This is a genomic window from Embleya sp. NPDC001921 (assembly GCF_053594475.1).
Map to the genome: position 1 here is coordinate 218,922 of NZ_JBSFEO010000002.1, position 23,619 is coordinate 242,540.

A 23,619-nucleotide genomic window follows, 5' to 3' on the forward strand; every position below is an offset into this window, starting at 1 on the left:
GGGAACGACGCAGGAATGTGAAAGAGGTACGGACGATGAGCAACTTCTCGACGCGTGGTCGGGTTCTGACCGGGGTCTTCTCGCTCGCGGCGGTCGGTGCGGTCACCGCGGGTGTCGCGGCGGCCCAGGTGCCCGGCACGACCGAGGCCAAGCACGACGAGCGCCCCGCGCCCGCCGTGGTGTCGGTCAAGACGCTCGGCGTGGACGCCGCGAGCAAGGCGGCCCAGGCCGCGCTCGACGCCGCCGAGAAGGAGGGCCAGAAGGTCACCGTGGTCGTGGTCGCCCGGGACGGCTCCACGCGCGTGGTGCTCAAGGGCGACGGGGCGGGCCCGCAGTCGGAGGAGTCGGCGCGGCGCAAGGCGTACACCGCCGTGTCCTGGAACGCCCCGACCTCGACGCTCGCCCAGCGGGTCACCGCGCCGGGCGCGTCGCTCCGGGACATCCCGGGCACGCTGTTCCTGGCCGGCGCGGTGCCGGTCGCCGTGGACGGCGCCCCGATCGTGGGCATCGGGGTGGCCGGTGCTCCCGGCGGCGACTTGGACGAGAAGTACGCCGCCGAGGGCCTCAAGGCGATCGCCGGTCAACTGAAGTAGCCGGCGCGGTCGGGCGGCCCGGAGGTCGGGCCGCCGAGCGTTCGAACCACCGAGCGTTCGAACCATCGGGTGTTCGAGTCGCCGGGGGTTCGAGTCGCCGGGGGTTCGAGCGGGCCCGCCGTTCGAGCCGCCGAGCGTTCCGGCGGCCGACCGCCGGGGACATCGCGGACCCGGGTCGATCCCGGAGTCGAGGGGACGAGGCACCGCTCCGTCGCCCCTCGGCTCCGGGATCGGCTGGTTCGCGACCCCGGCGGCGGTCGGCGCGCGGCCGACCCGCGGATGGCGCGGACAGCGCGCGATCAGCCGAAGGCCACCGCGCCCTGGACGTTGAACACCGCGCTCTGGAAGGGCAGCAGCAACTGCGAGGGCAGGAAGCTGTCCGGCGTCAGCGGCTCGCGGGGCGTCTGCGCGGCGCGCGCCGCGGGAATGTACAGCGAGGCCATCGAGCCGAAGATGACCGCCGTGACGATCACGGCCGCCTTGCGAAATCCGTGCTTGACCATGGAATTGCCCTTCACCGGGGACGTCGGGGGAAACGAGTCGGCGTCCCGCCGCGCACCGGAATTCCGGACACGGCTCCGCCGCACCGCCCGGGGATTTCATGGCGGCGCGGCAACTCTAAGGTTTTGTCGGCAAAGGGAAAGGCGTCGTTCGCCCTCCCGGGTGACGTCATCGGTTGGCCCAGGGCCCAGGACACGCAATTTCACTCGGAAGGGTGAGGATTGTGCGCCTGTGCGCTCCGGTCCGTGTCCATGACCGGCGCCGGGCGTTATCCGGGCCGCCCGGCACCGATTCGCTCGCGCAACCGGTAATGGGATGCTCGCGGTGTCCGGGTCCCGGTCGGGAAGTCGACATGGATCAGGCCGAGGCGTTGGTGATAGCCCTCGGCCCATTCGAAGTTGTCCGGCAGGGACCGGACGAAATAGCCGCGGACGTCGATTCCGACTTTGCCCGCCGCGCTCACTGCGGCGATATGCCCGTCCGGGAACGCGACGCGTTCCGGATCGTCGAGATCCTCGGCGGTCGAGCACCCGTTCTCGGTGATCCGGATAGTCCCCGGGGTTGGCGGGGGACGTCATGGCGGACTCATGTGTCCCGTGGGTCGGGTGTGCGGGGTCGAGGGATTCCCCGACTGTCCGGGGCCGCCCCGCCGGCGCTGCCGGTCCGGTCCGCCGACGCTCGGGCGGGCGGTTGCGGTCGGGTGGGCCGTCGCGGTCGGGTGGGCCGTCGCGGTCGGGTAGGAGTCGCGATCGCGCATCGGATCGCGGTCCATGCCGGCGCGGACGGGCATCGGATCGCGGCCCATGCCGGCGCGGACGGTGCGCGATCAGGGTGTGATCGGGTCATCCGAACATCGTTTCCTCGGTTAACAATTTACAATGGTTGGCTATGACAACCGGACCCGCGCCAGGCCGCCCCGAACACGGCTGGCTGCGCCGACTGATGGCCGCCTCGTGGCGGTATCGGAGCAGCGTGCTGATCGCGTTCGGCGCCTCCCTGGTCGGCATGGCGGTCACCGCGCTGGTCCCGCTGGTGCAGCGCAAGGTGGTCGACGACGCGGTCGCCGGCGAGTTGGGCGGGCTGTTGCCGCTGTCGGTGCTGCTGCTGGGCGCCGCCGCGGTGATCTTCGGTTGCGCGTTCGCGCGGCGCTATGTCGGCGGCAAGTTGTCCCTGGACGTGCAGTACGACCTGCGCACGCGCATCTTCGGCGCGCTGTCGCGACTGGACGGCGCGCGACAGGACCAGTTGCAGACCGGGCAGATCGTCAGCCGGGGCATCTCCGACGTGACGATGGTCCAGGGCTTCCTGTCGATGATCCCGATGATGACCGGCAACGTGTTGTTGTTCGTCATCTCGCTCGGCGTGATGTTCTGGTTGTCGCCGTTGCTGACGCTGGTGTCGCTGGCGGTGGGGCCGGGATTGTTCGCGGTGGCCTACCTCTCCCGGAAACGACTGTTCCCGGCCACCTGGCAGGCCCAGCAGGACGCCGCCGCGCTGGCCGGCGTCGTGGACAGCGCGGTCACCGGGGTCCGCGTGGTCAAGGGTTTCGGGCAGGAGGAGCAGGAGCTGGATCGGCTGGAGGCGGCCGGACGCACGCTGTTCGCCTCCCGGTTGCGCTCGGTGCGGTTGAACAGCCGGTACACGCCGACGCTTTCGGCGATCCCCGCACTCGGCCAGGTCGGCGTACTCGCGCTCGGCGGCTGGTTGGCCGTCCGGGGCGAGATCACCCTGGGCACCTTCCTCGCCTTCTCCACCTATCTGGGCCAGTTGGTCGGGCCGGTGCGGATGCTCTCGAGTCTGTTGACCTTCGGGCAACAGGCGCGGGCCAGCGTCGAGCGCATCTTCGAGGTGATCGACTCCCAGCCGATCGTGACCGAGAAGCCGGACGCCGAGGTGCTGCCGGTGGTGGCCGCCTCGGTGGAGTTGGCCGACGTGCGGTTCGGCTACGTCGCCTCGCGGCCGGTCCTGGACGGGCTGTCGCTGCGGGTGGAGCCGGGCGAGACGCTGGCCCTGGTGGGCACGTCCGGATCGGGCAAGTCCACCGTGTCGATGTTGTTGCCCCGGTTCTACGACGTGCAGTCCGGCGCGATCCTGGTGGACGGGCACGACGTCCGGGACCTGACCTTCGACTCGCTGCGTTCCGCGATCGGGCTGGTGATGGAGGACAGCTTCCTGTTCTCGGACACCGTGCGGGCCAACATCGCGTACGGCCGGCCGGACGCGACCGAGGAGCAGGTGCTCGCGGCGGCGCGGGCGGCCGAGGCCGACGCGTTCATCCGCGAACTGCCGGCCGGTTACGACACGGTGGTCGGCGAGCAGGGGCTGACCCTGTCCGGCGGGCAGCGGCAACGGGTTTCGCTCGCACGGGCGTTGCTCACCGACCCGAGGATCCTGCTGCTGGACGACGCGACCTCGGCGGTGGACCCCAAGGTCGAGGCCGAGATCCACGCCACGCTGCACCGGGTGATGGCCGGGCGTACCACGATCCTGGTCGCGCACCGCCGCTCGACGCTGCAACTGGCCGACCGGATCGCCGTCCTGGACAAGGGCCGGCTGGTGGACGTGGGCAGCCACGACGAACTGAGCGCGCGCTGCCCGCTGTACCGGCTGCTGCTGTCCGGGCCGGGCGAGGACGCCGAGGGTGTGGACGCGCACGAGTCGCTCTCGCTCGCCGCGTCGGTGGCGCCGCTCGACGCGAGCGGGGTCACGCCCGCGCTGTGGGATCGCTCGGCGTCGACCGACACGGCGCCCGTGGACCCGGCCGCCGGCGTGGTCGCCCCGACCGGGACGCGCGGCGGTCCGGGCGGGTGGGCGGCGATGCTCCAGGCCACGCCGGAGTTGCTCGCCCAGGTGGACAAGCTCCCGCCCGCCACCGATCGGCCCGGTGTGGACGACGCGCAGGCGCGCCGCTCGGACTCGGCGTTCGATCTGCGCTCGCTGCTGCGGCCGTTCCGGTGGGTGCTGTTGCTCGGTCTGGTCCTCGTGATCCTGGACACCGGCGCCCAGCTCGCGCTGCCGGCGCTGATCCGGGACGGGATCGACCGGGGCATCGACGACGGGGCCACCGGCGCCATCATGACGGTGTCGCTGATCGCGGTGGTGATCGTGATCGCCGACTGGTTCGTCAACGTCGCCCAGGCGCTGATCGCGGGCCGCACCGGCGAGCGGCTGTTGTACACGCTGCGGGTGAAGACCTTCGCGCACCTGCAGCGGCTGGGACTGGACTACTACGAACGCGAGTTGTCCGGGCGGATCATGACCCGGATGACCACCGACGTGGACGCGCTGTCCACGTTCCTGCAGACCGGGCTGATCAGCGCGGTGGTCAGCGTGCTGACCTTCTTCGGGATCATGGTCGCGCTGCTCGTGCTGGACTGGGAACTCGGGCTGATCGTGATGAGCGTGCTGCCGATCCTGATCGCGGCCACGGTGGTGTTCCGGTCCAGGTCGTCCAAGGCGTACACGGAGGCGCGCGAGAAGGTCAGCGTGGTCAACGCCGACCTCCAGGAGAACGTCGCGGGGTTGCGGGTGTCGCAGGCGTTTCGCCGCGAGGGCCGCAACCGGGAGCGGTTCGCCGAACGCAGCGACGACTATCGCGCGTCGCGGCTGCGGGCCCAGCGCTACATCGCGCTGTACTTCCCGTTCGGGCAGTTCCTGTCCAACCTCGCGGCGGGCATCGCGCTGATCGTCGGCGCGCATCGGGTGGGCGGCGGGACGTTGTCGGCGGGCGCGTTGATCGCGTACCTGCTCTACATCGACATGTTCTTCTCGCCGATCCAGCAGCTCTCACAGGTGTTCGACGGCTACCAGCAGGCGGCGGTGGGGTTGCGCCGGATTCGCGATCTGCTGCGCACGCCCACCACGACGCCGGCTCCGGCCGTACCGGTGCCGGTGCCCGCGAGTGGGCTCAAGGGGGCGATCAGCTTCCGGGATGTGCGGTTCGCGTACAACACGCCCGCGTTCGTGGACACCGACGAGTCGGGCGAGGGCGCGGCGGCGGCGGTGGGTTCGCCCGAGGTGTTGTCGGGCGTCACGCTGGACATCGAGCCGGGCGAGACGGTCGCGCTGGTCGGAGAGACCGGCGCGGGCAAGTCCACCCTGGTCAAGCTGGTGGCCCGGTTCTACGACGTGACCTCGGGCGCGGTCCTGGTGGACGGGGTGGACGTGCGCGACTACGACCTCGCGGACTACCGGCACCGCCTGGGCATCGTCCCGCAGGAGGCCTATCTGGCGCCCGGCAGCGTACGGGACGCGATCGCGTACGGCCGCCCGCGGGCCACCGACGCCGAGGTCGAGGCGGCCGCCCGCGCGGTCGGCGCGCACGCCGCCATCGCCGAGCTGAACGGGGGCTACCTCCACGAGGTCGGCGAGCGCGGGCGCAACCTGTCGGCGGGTCAGCGCCAGTTGATCGCGCTGGCCCGGGCCTACCTGGTCGACCCGGACATCCTCCTGCTCGACGAGGCCACCGCCGCACTCGACCTGGCCACCGAGGCCGCCGTCACCCGCGCCACCGAGGCCCTCGTCGGCCGCCGCACCACACTGGTGGTCGCCCACCGCCTCACCACCGCCGCCCGCGCCGACCGCATCGCCGTCATCGACAGAGGCCAGGTGGTGGAACTCGGCACCCACACCGAACTCCTCACCCACCAGGGCCCCTACGCCGCCCTATGGGCAGCCTTCACCGGCACAACCCAACACGCGGCCTGACCCCCCACCTCCCCACCCCTACCACCCACCACCACCGGCCGACGCTTGAGGCCACCCAAGCCAACTCCCGCACACCGCAACCCCAAAGCACCGACCGGGCAACAACTCAGCCCGGCCGGCGCTTGAGGCCACTTCAGCCCAGCCGGCGCTTGAGGCCAACCCAAGCCAACTCCCACACACCGCAACCCCAAAACACCGACCGGGCAACAACTCAGCCCGGCCGGCGCTTGAGGCCAACCCAACACAACCCAACCCCAGGCGCCGACCCGGCAACCGTGCCTGAGGACGAGACGCGAGACCTACTCGGTCGCGATCGAACGCAAGACCGGCAACCGCGCGGCCCGCGCAGCGGGCCTCGCCCCGGCGGCCAACCCACCGATCGCGCCCACCCCCACCAGCACGGCCAATTGCACCGTGGGCACCGAGAAGGGAAGCGCCGCCCCCGTGTTCACCCCGCCGATCGCCCGAATCGCCACCCAGCCCAGGAACAGACCCACCACGAGCCCGGCCACCGCCCCGATCACCGCGACCAGCGTGGACTCCCAGCGCAGCGCCGACCGCACTTGCGCCCGCGCGGCCCCGATCGCCCGCAACAACCCCAGCTCACGGGTGCGTTCGTAGGCGGCGAGCGACAGCGTGTTGGCGATTCCACCGAGCGCGATCACCAACGCGAGCGCGAGCAGCACGTAGACCACCGCGACCAGCGTCTGCAACATCTCGGCACGCGCGGCCACGAACCCCTCACGGTCGCGCACCGGCGGCGCGCCGTAGTCCTTCGCCAACCGCCGCACCTCGGCCTTGACCGCGTCGGTCGAGGCACCGGGCGCCAGCCGCAACACCGTCGCCGCGTCCAGCGCCGCGTCCGCGTGCGGCTCCCAGGCGAGACGATCGATCAGGTAGTCGCCGACCACCGCCGTGCGGTCGTAGAGCCCGGTGACCGTGAACGTCTGCCGCGCACCGTCCGGGAAGGTGACCTCGGTGGTCGAACCGAGCCGCCAACCGCGGTCCTTCGCGGCGTCCGCGGACACCGCCATGCCGTTCGCGCCGAGCCCGGTCACCCGACCGTCACGTACGTCGAGATCGAACAGCCGGTCCAGCCGGGCCGAGTCCACGGCCAGCAACTGCCGGCCGCGTCCGTCCACGAGCGCGCCCGCGTTGCGAATCCCGGTCGCCGCCTCGACCCCGGGCAACGCTGCCGCCCTGGACGTGAGTTCGGGGCTGTGGCCGCCACCGGCCCAACCACCCGGCGAGGATCCGCCGATCACCAGTTGGCCGGCGATCACCTTCCGGGTCTGCTCGCCGGCGCCCTCCTTGAGCGAGGCCGCGAACACGGCGAACAGCGTGACGATGGCGATCCCGAGCAACATCGCGGTGGCCGCACCGGCGGTCCGGCGCGGACTGCGCAGCAGGTTGCCCCGGGCCAACGCACCGGGTGCGCCGCGCAGTCGCGGCAGCAGTGCGGTGAGCGGTCCGCCGGCCGCGCGAATGCCCGCCGGGGCGACCAGCAGCACACCCGCGAGCAGCGCCGGGGCGGCGATCGCCAGACCCACCAGGCCGCCGCCGACGATGCCCACCCCCAGGCCGGTCGCCAGCAGCACCAGGCCCGCGATCAACCGGCGCCGAGGCAGCTCGACACGCTCCGCGCCCGCTCCGCGCAGCGCGGTCACCGGCGCCACCCGCGAGCCGCGCACCGCCGGCACCAGGGCCGCGAACGCCGTCACCACGATGCCCACCGGCAACACCGTCAACGCCGTGGTCGCCTTGAACGTCAGCCCGCGGGCGGGCAGTTCGAAGCCGAGCCCGGCGAAGAGCTCCTTGAGTCCGGCGGCCAGTCCGAGCCCGGCCGCGAGGCCGAGTGCGGACGCCACCACACCGATCACGACGGCCTCGATCAGCGCCTGCCGCAGCACCTGGCCCCGGCTCGCGCCCAGGGCCCGCATCAGCGCCGCCTCCCGGGTGCGCTGCGCGGCGACCACGGAGAACGTGTGGTTGATCGAGAAGGCCGCGACGACCAGCGCGATCGCGGCGAAGACGGTCAGGAAGGTGCGGAAGACGCTGAGGAAGCCGTCCTCCACCGCGGACACCGCCTCGCCGGTGACCACACTGCCGGGCACCGCCTGGACGTCGGCGGGCAGCGCGCGCTGGATCCGCGCGGCCAATTCCTTCTGGTCGGTGCCGGCCGCCGCGCGCACCGCGATGGTGCCGACCTTGCCGGGATCGCGCAGCACGTGTTGCCGCGCGCCGTCGAGGTCGAACGCCGTGTAGGAGCCGCCGCCGAAGGCGTCCAGGTCACCGAAGGTGGCCACGCCCACGATCGTGGCCGGGACCGGTCCCGGGGTGAGCACGGTGATCCGGTCGCCGGGCTCGAGGTGCCCCTGCTTGGCGGTGGCCCGGTCGATCACCACCTCGTCGGGCGCCGCCGGCGCCCGGCCGGCGGCCAGGCGATAGGGCGTCAAGGCCGGGTCGGGCACCCAGTTGCCCGCCATCCGCGGACCGTTGCCGGTGAGCGCCTTGCCGTCCTTGCCGACCACCTGGCCGTAGCCCTGGATCACCGGCTCGGCGCCCGCGACACCGGGCACCGCCCGGACCCGGTCCACCAGCGCCGCGTCGATGCCGCCGCGCTGGGTGCCCGGGTCGTCGGTCACCGAGGTCGCGTTGCGCACCACCACGTCGGTACCGGCGCCGCTGTCCCGGATCAGCCCGCCGATCGAGGAGTTCATCGTGTCGGCGAGCACGAGCGCGCCGGAGAGGAAGGCGGTGCCGAGCAGCACCGCCAGGGCGAGTCCCACGAGCCGGCGTTTGCGGGCCCACAGATTGGCGAGCGAGAGACGAATCAGCATCGCGGGTCACTCCCCCCGGGCGCCGGCACCGGCGGCGACGCGGTCGAACGCCTTCATCCGGTCGAGCACCCGATCCGGAGTGGGCTCCCGCATGTGGTCCGCGATCCGGCCGTCGGCCAGGAAGACCACGCTGTCCGCGTAGCCGGCGGCGACCGGGTCGTGGGTGACCATCAGCACGGTCTGGCCGAGTTCGTCCACCGCGTCGCGCAGCAGGGTGAGCACCTCGGCGCCGGAGCGCGAGTCGAGGTTGCCGGTCGGCTCGTCGGCCATCACGATCTCCGGCCGGCCGACCAGCGCCCGGGCCACCGCGACCCGCTGCTGCTGCCCGCCGGAGAGCTCGCCGGGCCGGTGGTGCAGTCGCCGATCCAGATCGACCGCCGCGACCACCCGGTCCAGCCAGGCCTGGTCCGCCTTGCGGCCGGCCAGCGACGCGGGCAGCACGATGTTCTCCAGCGCGGTCATCGTGGGCAGCAGGTTGAACGCCTGGAAGACGAACCCGATCCGGTCCCGGCGCAGCCGGGTGAGTTGCCGATCGGTCAGCGCACCCAGCTCGGTGTCGCCGAGGAAGACCGCGCCGTCGGTGACCTCGTCGAGCCCGGCGAGGCAGTGCAGCAGGGTGGACTTGCCGGAGCCGGAGGGGCCCATCACGGCGGTGAACCGGCCGCGGGGGAAGCCGATGCTGACGTCGTCCAGGGCGCGCACCATGGTGTCCCCGTCGCCGTGCACCCGCGAGACGCGTTCGGCGCGCGCCGCGTAGGAGTTGGTGGGGTCTGTGCTCGTGGTCATGACGATCCTTGTCGAAGAGAGGACGGACGTGCGGGACGGGACGAGTGCCGCGGACCGGACCGCGGGTCGGTGCCATGGATCGGTATCGCGGACCGGCGCTCCCGGCCGGTTGCTCCGAGCCGGTGCCGGGTGGCGGTACGGACCGGTGCTACGCGACCGGATTGCGAGCAGGCGCCGGGGACCGGCGCCGAGGCGTGGATCGGCCCACGCCGACGGCCTCACGAGCGCCGGCCGCCTCGCCGTTCGTGTCGGGCGCGGTCGAGCGGTCGCCCGGGGCGCCCTCGACGCGGCGTCGCGCCCGGGGCCGGCCTCGGCCGCGGTCGCCCGAGGGCTTGAACACGGACAGCGCCGTCGCGACGATCAGCGCGACCAGTTGGAAGGTCACCACGACCAGGTGCCAGGTCTGCAACGGCGGCAGCGCGTCCGCGTTCCCCTCGGACGCGGAGGCGGCGATCAACCGGTGGGCGAACTGACTCACCACGGCGGCGCCGGTCACGATCACCGCGATCAGCAGCACGATCTTGACCTTGATCCACAGGTGCTGCCACAGCCCCCACGGCGTGTACAGGCACAGCAGCACGCCGGTGATCAGGGACAACACGGCGAACGGTATGCCGCCCGCCAGCGCGAAGATCCGCATGAGTTGATACGCGCCGTGGCGCAGGGCCGGGTCGTCGGTCGACCGGGCCACGATGCCGATCAGCAGCATGACCCACTCGACACCCAGGAGACCGACCGCGAACACGACGTGCCCGGAGTTGACCGCCCTGCGGACGGACCTCGGGAAGCGCCGGTTCCCGTTCGTCGGGGACGCGTTCACAGTGACCTCCTGGAAGTGGTGCGGGACGAGGACGCGGGGTCGGGCGAAGGGCCCGGGCCGCGGCGGCGAGGTGCGGAACCGGGTTCGTTCCGGGGCCTCGTCGACAAGGTCAACTCTCGCGATTCGCGCCCCGGCCGGCGTCCGGCCCGGGGATGCACCGGGCCTGCTGCCGGGGCAGGTCGAAGGGCCCGTCGACCGGCGTCTTCCTGCTCCCGGGGAAGCAGCCCGCAGCGCTTCGTCTGCTCCCCCGGGAGCAGACGACAAGCCCACGCGCAGCCGACGCGCGACGCCGCCCACGCCCCCTACCGTTGATCACATGACGAGCCCCTCGAATCCCCCGACCCGACACCCGGGCCCGCGGCCCGGATCACCGTGGTCGCGGGTTTCCCGCCCCGGCGCGCGCTGGCTCGAGCACCTCCTCGGCCCGGTCCCCCGCATCGTGCGCGACGTCGCGCTCGCGCTGCTGGTGTGTGTGGTGCAACTGGCCGCGACGGCCTTCGCGGCCCACCGCCAGCCGGACGCCCCGCGGGACCTGGACGTGTGGGGCGTGCTGTTGATCGCGCTCGGCCCGCTGGCCCTGGCCGTGCGCCGCCGCCACCCGACGGGCGTGCTCCTGGTGGCGGTCGGCTCGGCGCTGCTCTATACGTGGCTCGACTATCCGCGCGGCCCGATCTTCCTGGCGATGATCATCGCGCTGTGGAGCGCGTTCGCGGCCGGCCTGCGCCTCCTGGCGTATGTGGTCCTCGTGCTGGGCTACACCGGCTTCGTCTGGATCTCACCGCTGCTGACCTCGGAGTCCACGCCCGACCTCGCGCCCGCGCTGGGCATCGCCGCGTGGCTGCTGGTGCTCGCGGGCATCGGGGAGATGGTTCGGCTGCGCCGCGCCTTCAACGCCGCCGAGGCGCAACGGGCCCGCATGCAGTCGCTCGGCCTGGCCGAGGCCGAGCGGCGCCGGGCGGGCGACGAACGGCTGCGGATCGCCCGCGAGTTGCACGACGTGCTCGCGCATCACATCTCGCTGATGAACGTGCAGGCCTCGGTGGGCCTGGAGTTGATGGACTCGTCGCCGGAGCAGGCCCGCGAGGCACTGAGCGCGGTGAAGTACGCGAGCCGCGAGGCGCTGGGCGAGCTGCGCTCGGTACTGGACATCCTCAAGGGCGACTCGGTGGACCGTTCGGGCCCGGACGGCGCCCCACGCGCGCCCACCGCGGGCCTGGACCGGCTGGACGAGCTGGTCGCGCGCACGTCCGCCGGCGGGCTGACCGTCCGGGTCGAGCGCTCGGGCACCGCGCGCCCGTTGACCTCGGCGGTGGACCTGGCGGCGTATCGCATCGTGCAGGAGGCGCTGACCAACACCTTGCGGCACGCCGCGGCGAGCGAGGCCGTGGTGGGCGTGACCTACGGGGAGACCGGGTTGGAGCTGTCGGTCCGCGACAACGGCCCGGGCGCGCGGCTCGAGTCGAGGTCGGCTCCCGCCGACACGCTGGTCTCCGGCGGCAACGGGCTGCACGGCATGCGTCAGCGGGCCGCCGCGCTCGGTGGCCGCTGTGTCGCGGGGCCGGTTCCCGGACGCGGCTTCCACGTTCAGGCGCACCTCCCCTACGGTGATCGCGCCGACGGGCATGATGGCGGCGGACATCCGCCGACCGGATCGACGGCGACCGCCGGCGGTCCGGCGCCGACCGACGAGGGGGACGCATGATCAGGTTGGTGCTGGCCGACGACCAGGCGCTGGTGCGCGCGGGCTTTCGGGCCCTGCTGACCGCGCAGCCGGACATGGAGGTCGTGGGCGAGGCGGGCGAGGGCGGCGAGGCGATTCGACTCACCGGCGAACTGCGTCCGGACGTCGTGCTGATGGACATCCGGATGCCGGGCATGGACGGTCTGGAGGCGGCCCGGCTGATCGCGGCGGACCCGGCGCTGACCGACGTCCGGGTGATCATCCTGACCACCTTCGACCTGGACGAGTACGTCTTCGAGGCGCTGCGCAACGGCGCGAGCGGCTTCCTGGTCAAGGACACCGAACCGGCCGAACTCCTGCGCGGGGTACGGGTGGTCGCGGCGGGCGACGCGTTGTTGTCGCCGAACGTGACCCGCCGGTTGATCGAGGAGTACGCGGCCGGCGCCTCGCGCCCGACCGCCGCGCCGGCCGCCGAACTGGCCCTGCTCACCGAGCGCGAGCGGGAGATCGTCGGGCTGGTCGGTCGCGGCCTGTCCAACGACGAGATCGCCGAGCACCTGGTGCTCAGTCCGCTCACCGCGAAGACCCACGTCAGCCGCGCGATGACCAAGCTGTCCGTGCGCGACCGGGCCCAACTGGTGGTCTTCGCCTACGAGACCGGTCTGGTCACCCCGGGCCGCGCCTCCTCGTGACCGGCCGACGCGAGTCGCCGGCGCCGACGCGGTCATCGACACCGCACCGACGCGAGCGCCGGACGGGCCTGGATGGGCCCGTCCGGCGCTCGCGGTGCGCGAACCGCGCTATTCCTTGGCGCCGACCGCGTCGATCGGAGCCGGCCGCAGCAGCCGGCGGGCCACCGGGGCCACCGTCAGCGGGGCCAGCAGGAGGGCGGCCGCACTGATCGCCAGGCACAGCGGCAGCGGGACGTACGGGGTCGAGGTGTCGAACGAGCCCTTGTTGAACGGCACCAGGGTGGCCAGCGCCACCGACATGCCCAGCCCCAGTCCGATCGCACCGACCATGATCGCCTCACGCCGCAGCACCGCCCGAACCTGGCCGGGGGTGCTGCCGATCATCCGCATCAGGCCCAACTCCCGGTTCCGGGCCGCCGTGGTGACCGCCATCGTGTTGATCGCGGCGATCGTCGCGAAGCCCGCGAGGATGACCAGCATGATGTAGTTCAGCCACTTGTTGGTCTCGCGGTCCTTGTCCACCTGGGTCGCGTACGCGGCGCGGTCCTGCACCGAGGCCCCCGGTTGACGCTGCGTCAGACCGGTCAGCGCCGCGTCCGCGGCCCGCACGTCCGCGCCGGGGGCGAACCGCACCAGCAGCCGCGTGTCCAGCGCCGTCTCCACGTGTGCCTCGACCGCGGCCCGCGGCAGCGTCACGCCGGCGGTGCCCAGGCCGCGATCGTAGATCGCCACCAGGACCGGGTCGATCGCGGTACCGTCCCCGAGCCACATCGAGACCGGCTTGCCGACCTTGCCGTGCAGGGCCGACGCCACCTCGCGGTCCAACGCGACCGCTCCGCCCGCCGGTTGCGGCGCACCGGGCCGCAGCGCGTCGGTGCTGCCCTCGAGCACACCCAGATCCAGCGTGCTCGCCAGGTCCCCCGCGGTGCCCCCGATGCCCTGCGCGCTCTGCTTCTGCAGGCCGCCGTCCCGGACCACCACGACCGCGGTGTTCAGCACCGACGTCACCGAAGCGACGCCGGGCGTGGCGGCCACCTTGGCGGTGGTCTGCGGAATGAAGCCCGGCCCGGCCAGCACCCGATCGGCGGTGATCGCATCCCGGGACTGCACGCTCGCGTGGTGGTCCTCGGCCGCGAACATGAAGCTCAGCGTGGCCGCGAAGGCGACCGCCAGCGCGATCGGGGTGATCGCCGACGCGAGGCGCCGCGAGTTGGCCCGGGCGTTGTCGAACGCGAGTTGTCCGGTGGTGCCGAACAGGCTCCCGACCCACCCGAACACCGAGACGCACACGTGCGCCAGGATCGGGCCGAGCAGTCCGATCGCGAGCATGAACAGCATGATCACGCCGCCGGCCGCGGCGATCGCGTCGTCACCGGTCGCGTTCAGCGCGATCCGGGTCACCGCGATTCCGCCGCCGAGCGCGCCGAGGCCGAGCACCAGCCGGATCCAGCCGACGAAGACCCGCTCGACAGCGGCGTCGCCCAGCGCCTCGGTCGGCTTGATCTTCGCACTGCGCCGCGCCGCGAGCAGTCCCGCGCCCAGCGCGGTCAACGTCCCCGCCCCGACCGCCACGACCATCGGGATCCAGCCCACCGACAGCGTGACGCCGTGCGCGACCAGGCCCCGGTCGTCCATGGCGGAGAACCACCAGCGGGCCAGCAGCGTGCCGGGCAGCACCCCGACGACGCCGGCCACCAGGGACACCAGACCGGTCTCGGTGGCGATCATCCGGCGGATCTGCCACGGCGTGGCGCCCACCGCGCGCAGCAGCGCGATGTCACGCCGGCGCTGCCCCACCGACAGCGCGGTGGCGCCCGCGACCACGAAGATCGCGACCATGAGCACGATGCCGCCCAGGGTGCCGCCGATCGCGGTGAACATCTCCTTGGTGTTCCCGAAGTCGGTGTACTCGGCCGCCCCGCGGTCGTCGCCGGTGGACACCTTGGCACCGGTGCCCGTCAGCGCGGCCCGCACGTCCCGGGCGACCTTGCCGGTGTCCGCGCCGGCCGCCGGAAGCACGCCGATCGCGGTGACCGTGCCGGGATGCCCGGCCAACCGCTGCGCGTCCGCGTCGGGCACGTACAGGTGCGCGCCCCGACCCGGCAGCACGCCGCTCACCCGCAGCGCGACCTCACCGCCGGGCGTGGTCAACCGCACGCTGTCGCCGACCTTGGCCGAACCGGCGGCGTCGGTGGTCAACACGACCTCACCGGCACGCGGCGCGGTGCCCTCGCGGGTACCGGCCAACGGCGCCGAGGACCACCCGTGCCCGTCCACCACGGCCCGCTCGGTCTGCGCCGGGAAGGTCAGGTCGGGAATCACCGAGCCCACCCCCGGCACGGCCGCGATCCGCCCGGCGAGCCCGGCGTCGAGCCGGGTGCGCTCGGGCAGCGGGGCCGACTCGGTGTACGTGCCCTCCCCCTTGCCCAATCGCTTGCTCACCTCGTTGGGCCCGCTGACCAGGACCGGCGTGTCTGCGTAGCGCTCGGGGGTGGCGTGCGCGCGGATGCCGCTCTCCATGAACACGCCGCACATCGTGACCAGCATCGCGGCGAACAGCAGCGCCACGAACGAGCCCGCGAAGGACGCGGGCCGAAAGCGCACCGAGGTGCGGGCGAGACCGTTGGGTCGAAACAGCGACATCAGGCGGCCCATCCCTGTCGTGTGTCGACCTGGGACAGGTCGACCATCCGGGCGGCGATCGCCTCGGGGGTGGGCCGGTACAGCTCGCCCGCGAGGTTGCCCTCGGCCAGGAAGACCACCCGGTCCGCGTAGGAGGCGGCGACCGGGTCGTGGGTGACCATCACGATGGTGGCGCCGGTCTCGTCCACGGCCCGGCGCAGCAGCGAGAGCACCTCCGCGGCGGTGGTGGTGTCCAGCGCGCCGGTGGGCTCGTCCGCGAAGAGCACGTCGGGCCGGGTGACCAGGGCCCGGGCGATCGCCACGCGCTGCTGTTGGCCGCCGGACAGTTGCGCGGGCCGGCGGCCGGAGTGCCGGTCGAGACCGACCATGGCGAGCACCTCGGCGGCCCGGCGCCGGTCGGCGCGTACGCCTGCCAACCGCAGCGGCAGCAGCACGTTCTTCTCGACCGTGAGCGAGGGCAGCAGGTTGAACGCCTGGAAGACGAAGCCGAGCCGGGTCCGGCGCAGCCGGGTGAGCTCGTTCTCCTTCATCGCGGTCAGGTCGTCGGTGCCCAGGAGCACCCGGCCGCCGTCCGGCCGGTCCAGGCCGGCCGCGCAGTGCAGGAAGGTGCTCTTGCCGGACCCGGACGGGCCCATCACGGCGGTGAAGGTGCCCCGCGGGATCGCCAGGTCGATGCCGCGCAGCGCGTGCACGGCCGACTCGCCCTTGCCGTACGCCTTGGTCACCGCGTCCAGCCGGACCGCGCAGTCGACCGACGCGGGCGCCGCGTACCGCGGCGAGTTCGCGGCATCCCGCTTCGCCTGTCGTGTACCGCGACCGCCTCGCCCGAACATGCTGCCTCCTGTGACCCGTAACGCCTGTCGAAACCAACAGGTTCGACGCTACGGATCGGCGCCCCTTCGGCACGAGGGTGCGACCACGCGGATCGGGGGTGGGGACAACCCCACCCCCGGGCGGGGGGGGTGGGGACGCGGGTGGTGCGGCCCACCCCACCACCGGGTGTTCAGGCGACGGGGCGCGCGCCCGGCTTGGCCCGGTCGGGTACCACGAAGGTGACCCCGAGTGCGACGAGCGCGGCCGCGGCGGCGCAGACGAAGGTCAGCACGAAGCCGCGTTCGGCGGGCAGTCCGCCGGGGCCGGGGTTGGCGGTGAGCAGTGTCGTGGAGATCGCGCTCGCGCAGGACATGCCGACGGTGCGGGCGATCGTGTTGATGCCGGTGGCGATGCCGGTCTGCTCGACCGGGACCGCGCCGACGATGAGGTTGGCCATCGCCGACATGGCGAGCCCGATGCCGATGCCGAAGACGAACATCGCGAGCAGGATGTGCCAGCCGCCGGTGTGCAGGACGGCCAGGAACGCGAAGCCGGCGGCCATCAGCACGCAGCCGGCGACCATCGCCATCTTCGAGCCGAAGCGCTTGTCGATCACGCCCGCCATCGGGCCGATCAGCAACATCGCGAAGGCCTGCGGGAGCACGTACAGACCGGACACGGTCACCGTGGTGCCGAAGCCGTAGCCGGTGCTCTCCGGCATCTGGAGGAAGCGCGGGACGAGCAGCATGCCCGCCATCATCGAGAACCCGACGAGCAGGCCGCCGAGGTTGGTCGCCCACACCCCGCGCAGCCGCATCACCCGCATGTCCACGAGCGGTTCGTCCGCGCGCGACTCGGCGAGCACCCACAGGCCGAGGAAGACGATGCCGACCACGAACAGGCCGACGGTGTTCACCGAACCCCAACCCCAGGACTCGCCCTTGCTCAGCGCGAGCAGTACGCCGACCAGGCCGAGCGACATCAGCGCGCCGCCGAGCCAGTGGATCCGCGCCTTGACCCGGACCGGTGATTCGGGGATCAGGAACCACGACGCGATCGCGGTGACCAGGCAGGTCACCATCGGGATCCAGAACAGCCAGTGGTAGGACAGGTGATCCATGATCGGGCCGGTGACCACGATGCCTATGCCGCCGCCGATGCCCATGATCGCGGACATCAGGCCGATCGCACCGGCCCGGCGCTCCGGCGGGAACTCGTCGCGCACGATGCCGAAGGAGAGCGGGAAGACCGCGCCGCCGAAGCCCTGGATCACCCGGCCGATGATCATCAGGCCGACCGAGTCGGCCAGCGCGCAGACCAACGAACCGACCGCGAGCATGCCGATGGTGAACACGAACAGGCGCTTCTTGCCGTACATGTCGCCCAGCCGCCCGAGGATGGGCGTGGTCACCGAGGCGCACAGCAGGTAGCCGGTCATCAGCCACGAGGTCGCGTCGGCGCTCGCGCCGATCTCGGTCTGGATCTGCGGGAGGGCCGGCGCGAGCATCGACTGGAGCAGCGAGTAGGTCAGCGCACCCATGATCAGGACGAGCAGGACGAACCCGGTCCGGCTCACGCCTGCGGGCGCGGTCGTGACCGGGGTTCCGGGTGCGGCGGGCGGGACAGTGGCGGACGGCGCCTGCTGCGCGCTCTTCAAGGCTGGTTCCTTACATGTACGGGCCACCGACACAGACGCACGGTGGGCCCGCGACAGGGTTTTTGGTTGGGTGTACCAACCGACTTTATGCGGCCTCGGAACACACGATCACCGCCAGGCGCAGCACCGGGGGTAAATTCCCTGTAAGTATTTGGTGCGCAAGAGCCAGAAATCCGCCAAATATCGGGCAAAACTCAACGTGCGATTCTGTGCCAAGATCGATCTGACGCATCGTCACTTCTTGGGAGGGCAACCCCGTGGCGGATCGAGAGCCCGAACTGCGCATCACCCACATCTCCGAAACCCCGTGGCACGAGGTCAAGGCCCAGTCGCACGGCGGCCGGCGCACGTCGGTCTGGGAGAAGTTCCTGGAATGGTCCCCCGAGCGGTTGGTCATCTACGCCCGCTACGACGCGGGTGTCGTGGTCGAACGGCACGGCCACATGTCCGAGCACTACGTCTTCGTCGTGGCCGGCGAGGTCCTGATCGGCGACCGCCCGTGCCCCACCGGCACCCACATCACCCTCGAACAGGGCGCCGCGTTCGGCCCGCTGATCGCCGGCCCCGAGGGCGCGACCCTGTACGAGATCATGTGCGGCGACCCCCGGGCCGTCCCCGCCGACCGCGCGGGCTTCGAGCGCCTGTGTGCGGAGCGCGACATCACCCCGCTCCCCAACCCGCCGGTCCCCTGGCCGGATTGGTTGTCCCCGCGCACCGACAGCGACGTCGAGGACGGCACGAGCCGGTAGGCGGAGGCGACGAGACCGAGGCCGGCACGACACGCGGGCCGGCGCGCACGGCACGAGGCCCGGCGCGCACGGCACGAGGCCCGGCGCGCACGGCACGAGGCCCGGCGCGAGCACAGCCCGGGGGACGACGGCACGGGCCGGGGGGCAACGGGCACGGCCCGGGGATGACAGGCACGGCCCGGCGGGCGGCTCGGACCGCGCCCGGGCCGAACCCGTCCCGCCCCGCCCGGCCGGCCGGCCGCGACGCGCCGCGACCCGCGCGAGCCACAACGGGCCCGAACCGCGGCCCCGTCCGCGCCGAAAGCAGGCCACCGTTGACAAGGTGGCCCTATTCCCGGAATCCACCGGTTGCCTAGCCTCGGCCCATGGACTCGAAACCGGACCACCCCACGGCGAATCCCCTTCCCGACGCGGACCCCGGTCGCGCGCTCTCGCACTGGAGCACCGACCCCGGTTGGCTGAACACCGCGAGCAGCGGCCTGCCGCCGGACGTCGCCTACGCGGCGCTGACCCGGGCCCAGGAGACCTGGCGGCGCGGCCGCACCGACATGGACGGGTTCCACGCGGCCGGCGAGCGGGCACGGGCCACCTTCGGGCGGATCGTCGGCGCGCCCGCGGAGACGATCATGGCGGGCAACACCACCTCCGGCCTGCTCGCCCCGTTCGCCGCCGGACTCCCGGTCGGCGGGCGGCTCGTGGTACCCGAGGTCGAGTTCACCTCGAACCTGTTCCCGTGGCTGGTCCAGGAGGCCCGGGGCGTCGAGGTGGTCACCGTGCCGCCGGCCAAGCTCGTCGACGCGATCGACGAGCGCACCACGGCCGTCGCGTTCAGCCTGGTCCAGTCCGCCGACGGCTCGATCGCCGCCGAGGCGGACATCGTCGCGGCGGCCCGCGCGTACGGCGCGAGCGTGTACGTGGACGGCACGCAGGCCTGCGGTTGGTTGCCGCTGGACGCGACCCGCTACGACCTGTTCGTGGTCAGCGCCTACAAGTGGCTGATGGCACCGCGCGGCACGGCCTACGGCTACGTCGCACCGGAGTTGGCCGCGCGTACCCTCCCGCACGCCGCGAACTGGTACGCCGGTGCCGCCGACGGCGACCCCTACTATGGCCCGCCGTTGCGCCTGACCGACACCGCGCGCCGATTCGACACCTCGCCGGCCTGGTTCTGCCAGGTGGGCGCCGACCCCGCACTCGACCTGGTGGAGCGCATCGGCGTCGAGCGCATCCACGCCCACGACGTGGCCCTCGCCAACCGCTTCCTGGCCGGCCTGGGCCTGCCCTCCGGCGACAGCGCGATCGTCGCGATCGACATCCCCGACGCCAAGGAGCGCCTGGCGGCGGCCGACATCCGGTTCTCGGCCCGCGCGGGCCGCACCCGACTGGCCTTCCACGTGTACAACACCGACGCCGACGTCGACACCGCCGTCACCGCACTCACCTCCTGACCCACCCGGGACCGACCCGACACCGCCCGGCCCATCACCCGCCCGCCACCGACGGCACCGAGCCGCCGACCGACGAACGGGCGCCGCGTGCGCACGGCCGCCCGTGCGCACGCGGCGCCGGGCACCGGGACACCGCCCGGTGCCCGACCGAGCCGATCCGGACCCCGCGCCCTCACACCGGACTCCGCGCCCTCACAGCAGCGCCGCCGCCAGCGACCGCCAATCCGCCGCCGGGGCCGCGTCGAACGTCTCGCCCAGGACCTGCACGCAGACGTGGTCGGCGCCGGCGGCGAAGTGCGCGTCGACCGCCGAGCGGATCGCCGACTCGTCGCCCGACGCCACGAGCCGATCCACCATGCGCTCGCTGCCGCCGTCGGCGAGGTCGTCCTCGGTCAGACCCAGTCGTAGCCAGTTGCGGCGGTAGTTGGGCAGCGTCGCGTACATCCGCAGGTGCTCGCGGCCCCGGCGCAGCGCGGTCTCCCGGTCCGTGCCCAGGACGACCGCCTGCTCCACCGCGAGCAGCCGATCCGGGCCCAGCGCCGCGCGCGCCTCGGCGGTGTGCTCGGGCGTGACCAGATATGTGTGCGCGCCCTCGGACCGCTCGCGCGCGAGGTCCAGCATCCTCGGGCCGAGCGCCGCGAGCACGCGCGCCGGGCGGGGGCCGTCGCCGCCGGGCGCGAGGTACAGGGCGGAGTCCATCGCGTCGAGGTACTCGCGCATGTGCGCGAGCGGCTTCTCGTACCTGCGCCCACCCGGCCGCAGCCCCTCGACCAGCCCGCTGTGGCTGATCCCGAGACCGGTCAGGAACCGCTCGGGGTACGCCTCGTGCACGGTGCGCGCCGCCGCGTTGGCGGCCATCGCGTCCCGGGCCCACACGTTGGCGATGCCGGTAGCGGCGGCGATGCGCGGCGCGGCGCCCAGGACGAGCATCGCCTGGGTGAACGCCTCACGGCCCACCGTCTCGCCCCACCACAGCGCGCCGTAGCCGAGTTCGTCGAGTTCGGCCACGGTCTCCCGCAGCCGCGACACGGGCATGAAGTCGAGCGCGGCGGTCCACAGCCCGATCCGGCCCAGGTCGGGAACGGACCGCGCCGCGGCCGGTGTCGGTTCGGGTGTCGCCGGTGGGGTCGGTGTGGTCATGGCACGCTCCCGAGATCTCTGTAACGCCGTAACAGAAGCTATCTCCCGCACCATACCGGTCGACATGGGTCACCCTTGGTTCCGAGGGAACCAACGACGCGGAATCATGGTCTGGTCACACGAACCACTTGCCAACCGCGCCCACGCCGTTGCCGGATCCGTCGGAGACCTCGTGCAGAGTCCACTGTTCAACCACACGGTGAGCCAGTCCGCCGAGCGTTACAGCTTGCAGAACGCGCACATGCTGCGGGTCCTGCTGGCCCCCGAGGTGGGTACCGAGGTGCTGGCCCGCAAGGGCGCGATGGTCGCCTATCAGGGCAACGTGCAGTTCGAGGGGGCGTTCCAGAGCGCCGCCGAGATCCGCACCGGCGCGCTGACCGGCGACATGCTGGACCTGATGCGCTGCCACGGACACGGCACGGTCTACCTCGCCCAGCAGGCGCAGAGCATCCACATCCTGAACCTGCGCAACGAGGCGCTGATCGTCGAGGACGAGAACGTCCTGGCCCTGGACAACACGCTGAACTGGAGCGTCGTACAGATCGACGCCGGCTACAACGTGGGTGGCATGGGCGCCTATTCGATGCAGATCGGCGGCACCGGCAAGATCGTCATCACCACGTCCGGCGCGCCGCTGGTCCTGCGCGCCTCCAACGACCGCGAGGTGTTCGCGGACGCCGACGCGGTGATCGCCTGGACCGCCGGCCTCCAGACCAGCCTGCAGGCGCAGACCACGTCGCAGCGCATCTGGCGCCGCCGCCGGCAGACCGGCGAGGGCTGGACGATGGCCTTCATCGGCGAGGGCTACGTGGTGGTCCAGCCCAGCGAGATCCTGCCCGCGAACCTGACCGCGACCGAGAACAACCGCCACTTCGGCATGGGTCGGGACGGCTTCCAGAACAACACCTGGGCCGCCCCCGGCGGCCCCCACGGCGCCCCGCCGCCCCCACAGCCGGGCCCGTACGGCCCGCCCGGCCCCCAGGGCCCGTACGGCCCCCCTCCGCCCGGCCCCTACGGTCCCCCCGGATCGTACGGACCGCCACGCTGACCCCCGCGACCGGCCGCACGCCGACCACGGATCCACAGGCCGGCCGGACCTACGGCTGCCGTTTGCGCGGTACACGCGCCAACTGCCTGGACTGGGCGACCAGTCGGCCTGTCGAGTCCCAGACCTCGCCGTCCTCCTCGAGGTAGCCGCCCGCCAGATTGCGGGTGGTCAGCGCCACCCGCAGCCACCCCGGCGCCGGCTGGGCGCGGACGTGCACGGTCAACTCCACCGTGGGCACCCACCCGCGCACACCGAGGTCGAACGCGGTCGGCACGAGCGAATCGACCGCGAGCAGCAGCGCCGGCGGATCCGGAGCGCGGCCGTCCGCGAGCCGCCACCAGGCGCGGATCTCCCCGCGCCCGGACGGCCGCCCGGTCGACCAGCCGGCGGTCGCCGGGTCGAGCAGTTGCTCGCTGCGGTCCATGAACGCGGCGCGCCGAAAGGGCGCCGCGCCGGCGGCGCTCGCCGCGCACTCCTCGGGCGAGGGCAGCGCCGGCGGCCGGGCGCTGGTACGCACCTCCGGATCCAGCGCGGCCAGGTCGCCGTAGGAGGCGGTCACGTGCACCCGGGTCTCGCCGTCCTGCACGATCCGCGCGGTGCCGGTGCTCAGCGTGCGCCCGGTACGCAGGATCTCCGTGCGTACCTCGGCCGGCCCCGGGTGTGACGTGGTCAGGTAGTGCGCGGTGATCGTGAACGGATCGGGGTGCGGCAGTGCCGCGCCGAGCGCGCGGCCGGCGAGGGCGAGCAGGTATCCGCCGTTGAGGCCCATCCCGAACGCCCAGTCCGGCGAGAGCGTGGCGTCGTACACGCCCGGCGCGCCCGGGCGCTCGACGCACGTGGTGTCCCGGTCGAATTCGTAGCCGGGCGCGGCGCCGGCCGACCCGGTCTCGGCGGATGCCTGCTCGGTCATGGCGGCGGCTCCAGGGGCGACTGACGGGAAGCGACTGACGGGCAAACAGCTTGGCACAGTCACAGATCCCGGGCCGCCGCCCCACCTCGCCGAGGCCGGGCCGAAGCCGCCGGCCCACCCTCACAGGTACGAGCCGTCCTCCTCCGCGTCCCCGCCCAGGAGACCGTGCGGCGGACCCGCCCCGGCGTTCTGCCGCAGCATCAGGGTCAACCGGATACCGCCCCACAGACCTTCCAGCCAGCCGATCAACTGCGCCTGCACTATCCGCAGTTCCGTGCCGCTGGGCGTACCCGCCCCGGCGAACGGCCCGGTCAGGCGCTCCAGTTCCTCGTACAGATCGGGCGCGAGCGAGCGGCGCAGCTCGGGCAGCGAGCGCTCGTAGACGGCGCGCACCCGGCCTCGGCCCGGTTCGTCGAGCGGCGCGTCGCGCAGTTCCTCCAACAGGTGGCGGATCATCTCGGCGACGCGCATCACGCGATCGGGGGCCGGGACCAATTCGTCGAGCGGGCGTCGATCGTCCCCTTCGTGGGTGGCGGTCACACTCGAATCAACCATGCGCCGCGCCTACCCCACGCCGGAGGCCGAAAACGC

The 23,619-nt window shown here is 72.7% G+C and carries 18 protein-coding genes; 7 read left to right on the plus strand and 11 right to left on the minus strand.

Annotated elements, in window-relative coordinates; all coding sequences use genetic code 11:
* The first annotated feature begins 35 nt into the window (after positions 1-35).
* The gene (locus ACWCPW_RS02750; protein ID WP_395874280.1) at positions 36-593 is read left to right on the plus strand and encodes a GlcG/HbpS family heme-binding protein; all 558 of its coding nucleotides are present in this window, start codon (positions 36-38) and stop codon (positions 591-593) included.
* 299 nt (positions 594-892) lie between these two features.
* Here ACWCPW_RS02750 and ACWCPW_RS02755 read toward each other — a convergent pair whose 3' ends face one another.
* On the minus strand, positions 893-1,096 hold the full coding sequence (locus ACWCPW_RS02755; RefSeq protein ID WP_449759773.1) for a hypothetical protein: 204 nt from the start codon (positions 1,094-1,096) through the stop codon (positions 893-895).
* A 266-nt stretch (positions 1,097-1,362) separates the two neighbouring features.
* A complete protein-coding gene (locus ACWCPW_RS02760; RefSeq protein ID WP_449759883.1) occupies positions 1,363-1,644 on the minus strand; it encodes a family 1 glycosylhydrolase in 282 nt (93 codons plus the stop codon).
* 338 nt (positions 1,645-1,982) lie between these two features.
* Between ACWCPW_RS02760 and ACWCPW_RS02765 the strand changes: the two genes are divergently transcribed.
* Positions 1,983-5,801 carry an ABC transporter ATP-binding protein gene (locus ACWCPW_RS02765; protein WP_449759774.1) on the plus strand — a complete coding sequence of 1,273 codons (3,819 nt, stop codon included), beginning with the start codon at positions 1,983-1,985 and terminating at the stop codon, positions 5,799-5,801.
* 299 nt (positions 5,802-6,100) lie between these two features.
* Here ACWCPW_RS02765 and ACWCPW_RS02770 read toward each other — a convergent pair whose 3' ends face one another.
* The 3 genes from ACWCPW_RS02770 to ACWCPW_RS02780 form a co-directional block, all read right to left on the minus strand.
* A complete protein-coding gene (locus ACWCPW_RS02770; protein WP_449759775.1) occupies positions 6,101-8,641 on the minus strand; it encodes an FtsX-like permease family protein in 2,541 nt (846 codons plus the stop codon).
* Between the two features lie 6 nt (positions 8,642-8,647).
* The gene (locus ACWCPW_RS02775) at positions 8,648-9,427 is read right to left on the minus strand and encodes an ABC transporter ATP-binding protein (protein WP_449759776.1); all 780 of its coding nucleotides are present in this window, start codon (positions 9,425-9,427) and stop codon (positions 8,648-8,650) included.
* 148 nt (positions 9,428-9,575) lie between these two features.
* Entirely contained in the window at positions 9,576-10,247 is a 672-nt protein-coding gene (locus ACWCPW_RS02780) for a DUF2269 family protein (RefSeq protein WP_449759777.1), read from the minus strand.
* A gap of 316 nt (positions 10,248-10,563) precedes the next feature.
* On the opposite strand from ACWCPW_RS02780, the gene ACWCPW_RS02785 reads away from it, so the two are divergent.
* Positions 10,564-11,949 carry a histidine kinase gene (locus ACWCPW_RS02785; protein WP_449759778.1) on the plus strand — a complete coding sequence of 462 codons (1,386 nt, stop codon included), beginning with the start codon at positions 10,564-10,566 and terminating at the stop codon, positions 11,947-11,949.
* Positions 11,946-12,620: a response regulator transcription factor gene (locus ACWCPW_RS02790; RefSeq protein WP_449759779.1), complete on the plus strand. Its 675-nt coding sequence runs from the start codon at positions 11,946-11,948 to the stop codon at positions 12,618-12,620. Before ACWCPW_RS02785 ends, ACWCPW_RS02790 begins: the two co-directional genes overlap by 4 nt.
* Before the next feature lie 108 nt (positions 12,621-12,728).
* Here ACWCPW_RS02790 and ACWCPW_RS02795 read toward each other — a convergent pair whose 3' ends face one another.
* From ACWCPW_RS02795 to ACWCPW_RS02805, 3 genes are all read right to left on the minus strand, one after another.
* Complete coding sequence (locus ACWCPW_RS02795) at positions 12,729-15,263, minus strand: ABC transporter permease (RefSeq protein WP_449759780.1); 2,535 nt, start codon at positions 15,261-15,263, stop codon at positions 12,729-12,731.
* On the minus strand, positions 15,263-16,096 hold the full coding sequence (locus ACWCPW_RS02800) for an ABC transporter ATP-binding protein (RefSeq protein WP_449759781.1): 834 nt from the start codon (positions 16,094-16,096) through the stop codon (positions 15,263-15,265). Before ACWCPW_RS02800 ends, ACWCPW_RS02795 begins: the two co-directional genes overlap by 1 nt.
* 170 nt (positions 16,097-16,266) lie before the next feature.
* A complete protein-coding gene (locus ACWCPW_RS02805; RefSeq protein WP_449759782.1) occupies positions 16,267-17,733 on the minus strand; it encodes an MFS transporter in 1,467 nt (488 codons plus the stop codon).
* 257 nt (positions 17,734-17,990) lie between these two features.
* Between ACWCPW_RS02805 and ACWCPW_RS02810 the strand changes: the two genes are divergently transcribed.
* Both ACWCPW_RS02810 and ACWCPW_RS02815 read left to right on the plus strand, forming a co-directional pair.
* Positions 17,991-18,482, plus strand: a complete 492-nt coding sequence (locus ACWCPW_RS02810; RefSeq protein ID WP_406294122.1) for a hypothetical protein — start codon at positions 17,991-17,993, stop codon at positions 18,480-18,482.
* Positions 18,483-18,847: 365 nt separating this feature from the next.
* Positions 18,848-19,930, plus strand: coding sequence for an aminotransferase class V-fold PLP-dependent enzyme (locus tag ACWCPW_RS02815; protein ID WP_449759783.1), 1,083 nt, complete (start codon positions 18,848-18,850; stop codon positions 19,928-19,930).
* A 192-nt stretch (positions 19,931-20,122) separates the two neighbouring features.
* Here the strand turns inward: ACWCPW_RS02815 and ACWCPW_RS02820 are convergent, their stop codons facing one another.
* Positions 20,123-21,070, minus strand: coding sequence for a TIGR03620 family F420-dependent LLM class oxidoreductase (locus ACWCPW_RS02820; protein WP_449759784.1), 948 nt, complete (start codon positions 21,068-21,070; stop codon positions 20,123-20,125).
* Between the two features lie 172 nt (positions 21,071-21,242).
* Here ACWCPW_RS02820 and ACWCPW_RS02825 point away from each other — a divergent pair, with 172 nt between their 5' ends.
* Entirely contained in the window at positions 21,243-22,118 is an 876-nt protein-coding gene (locus tag ACWCPW_RS02825) for an AIM24 family protein (protein WP_449759785.1), read from the plus strand.
* 49 nt (positions 22,119-22,167) lie between these two features.
* Here the strand turns inward: ACWCPW_RS02825 and ACWCPW_RS02830 are convergent, their stop codons facing one another.
* Positions 22,168-23,028 (minus strand): thioesterase family protein, encoded by an 861-nt coding sequence (locus ACWCPW_RS02830; RefSeq protein ID WP_449759786.1) that lies wholly within the window; start codon positions 23,026-23,028, stop codon positions 22,168-22,170.
* Between the two features lie 120 nt (positions 23,029-23,148).
* On the minus strand, positions 23,149-23,583 hold the full coding sequence (locus tag ACWCPW_RS02835) for a proteasome activator (RefSeq protein WP_449759787.1): 435 nt from the start codon (positions 23,581-23,583) through the stop codon (positions 23,149-23,151).
* Between the last annotated feature and the right edge of the window lie 36 nt (positions 23,584-23,619).

Coding starts and splice junctions, on each gene's coding strand:
- ACWCPW_RS02750 (WP_395874280.1), top strand. CDS start 36: ATGAGCAACTTCTCGACGCGTGGTCGGGTTCTGACCGGGGTCTTCTCG.
- ACWCPW_RS02755 (WP_449759773.1), bottom strand. CDS start 1,096: ATGGTCAAGCACGGATTTCGCAAGGCGGCCGTGATCGTCACGGCGGTC.
- ACWCPW_RS02765 (WP_449759774.1), top strand. CDS start 1,983: ATGACAACCGGACCCGCGCCAGGCCGCCCCGAACACGGCTGGCTGCGC.
- ACWCPW_RS02770 (WP_449759775.1), bottom strand. CDS start 8,641: ATGCTGATTCGTCTCTCGCTCGCCAATCTGTGGGCCCGCAAACGCCGG.
- ACWCPW_RS02775 (WP_449759776.1), bottom strand. CDS start 9,427: ATGACCACGAGCACAGACCCCACCAACTCCTACGCGGCGCGCGCCGAA.
- ACWCPW_RS02785 (WP_449759778.1), top strand. CDS start 10,564: ATGACGAGCCCCTCGAATCCCCCGACCCGACACCCGGGCCCGCGGCCC.
- ACWCPW_RS02790 (WP_449759779.1), top strand. CDS start 11,946: ATGATCAGGTTGGTGCTGGCCGACGACCAGGCGCTGGTGCGCGCGGGC.
- ACWCPW_RS02795 (WP_449759780.1), bottom strand. CDS start 15,263: ATGTCGCTGTTTCGACCCAACGGTCTCGCCCGCACCTCGGTGCGCTTT.
- ACWCPW_RS02800 (WP_449759781.1), bottom strand. CDS start 16,096: ATGTTCGGGCGAGGCGGTCGCGGTACACGACAGGCGAAGCGGGATGCC.
- ACWCPW_RS02815 (WP_449759783.1), top strand. CDS start 18,848: ATGGACTCGAAACCGGACCACCCCACGGCGAATCCCCTTCCCGACGCG.
- ACWCPW_RS02820 (WP_449759784.1), bottom strand. CDS start 21,070: ATGACCACACCGACCCCACCGGCGACACCCGAACCGACACCGGCCGCG.
- ACWCPW_RS02830 (WP_449759786.1), bottom strand. CDS start 23,028: ATGACCGAGCAGGCATCCGCCGAGACCGGGTCGGCCGGCGCCGCGCCC.
- ACWCPW_RS02835 (WP_449759787.1), bottom strand. CDS start 23,583: ATGGTTGATTCGAGTGTGACCGCCACCCACGAAGGGGACGATCGACGC.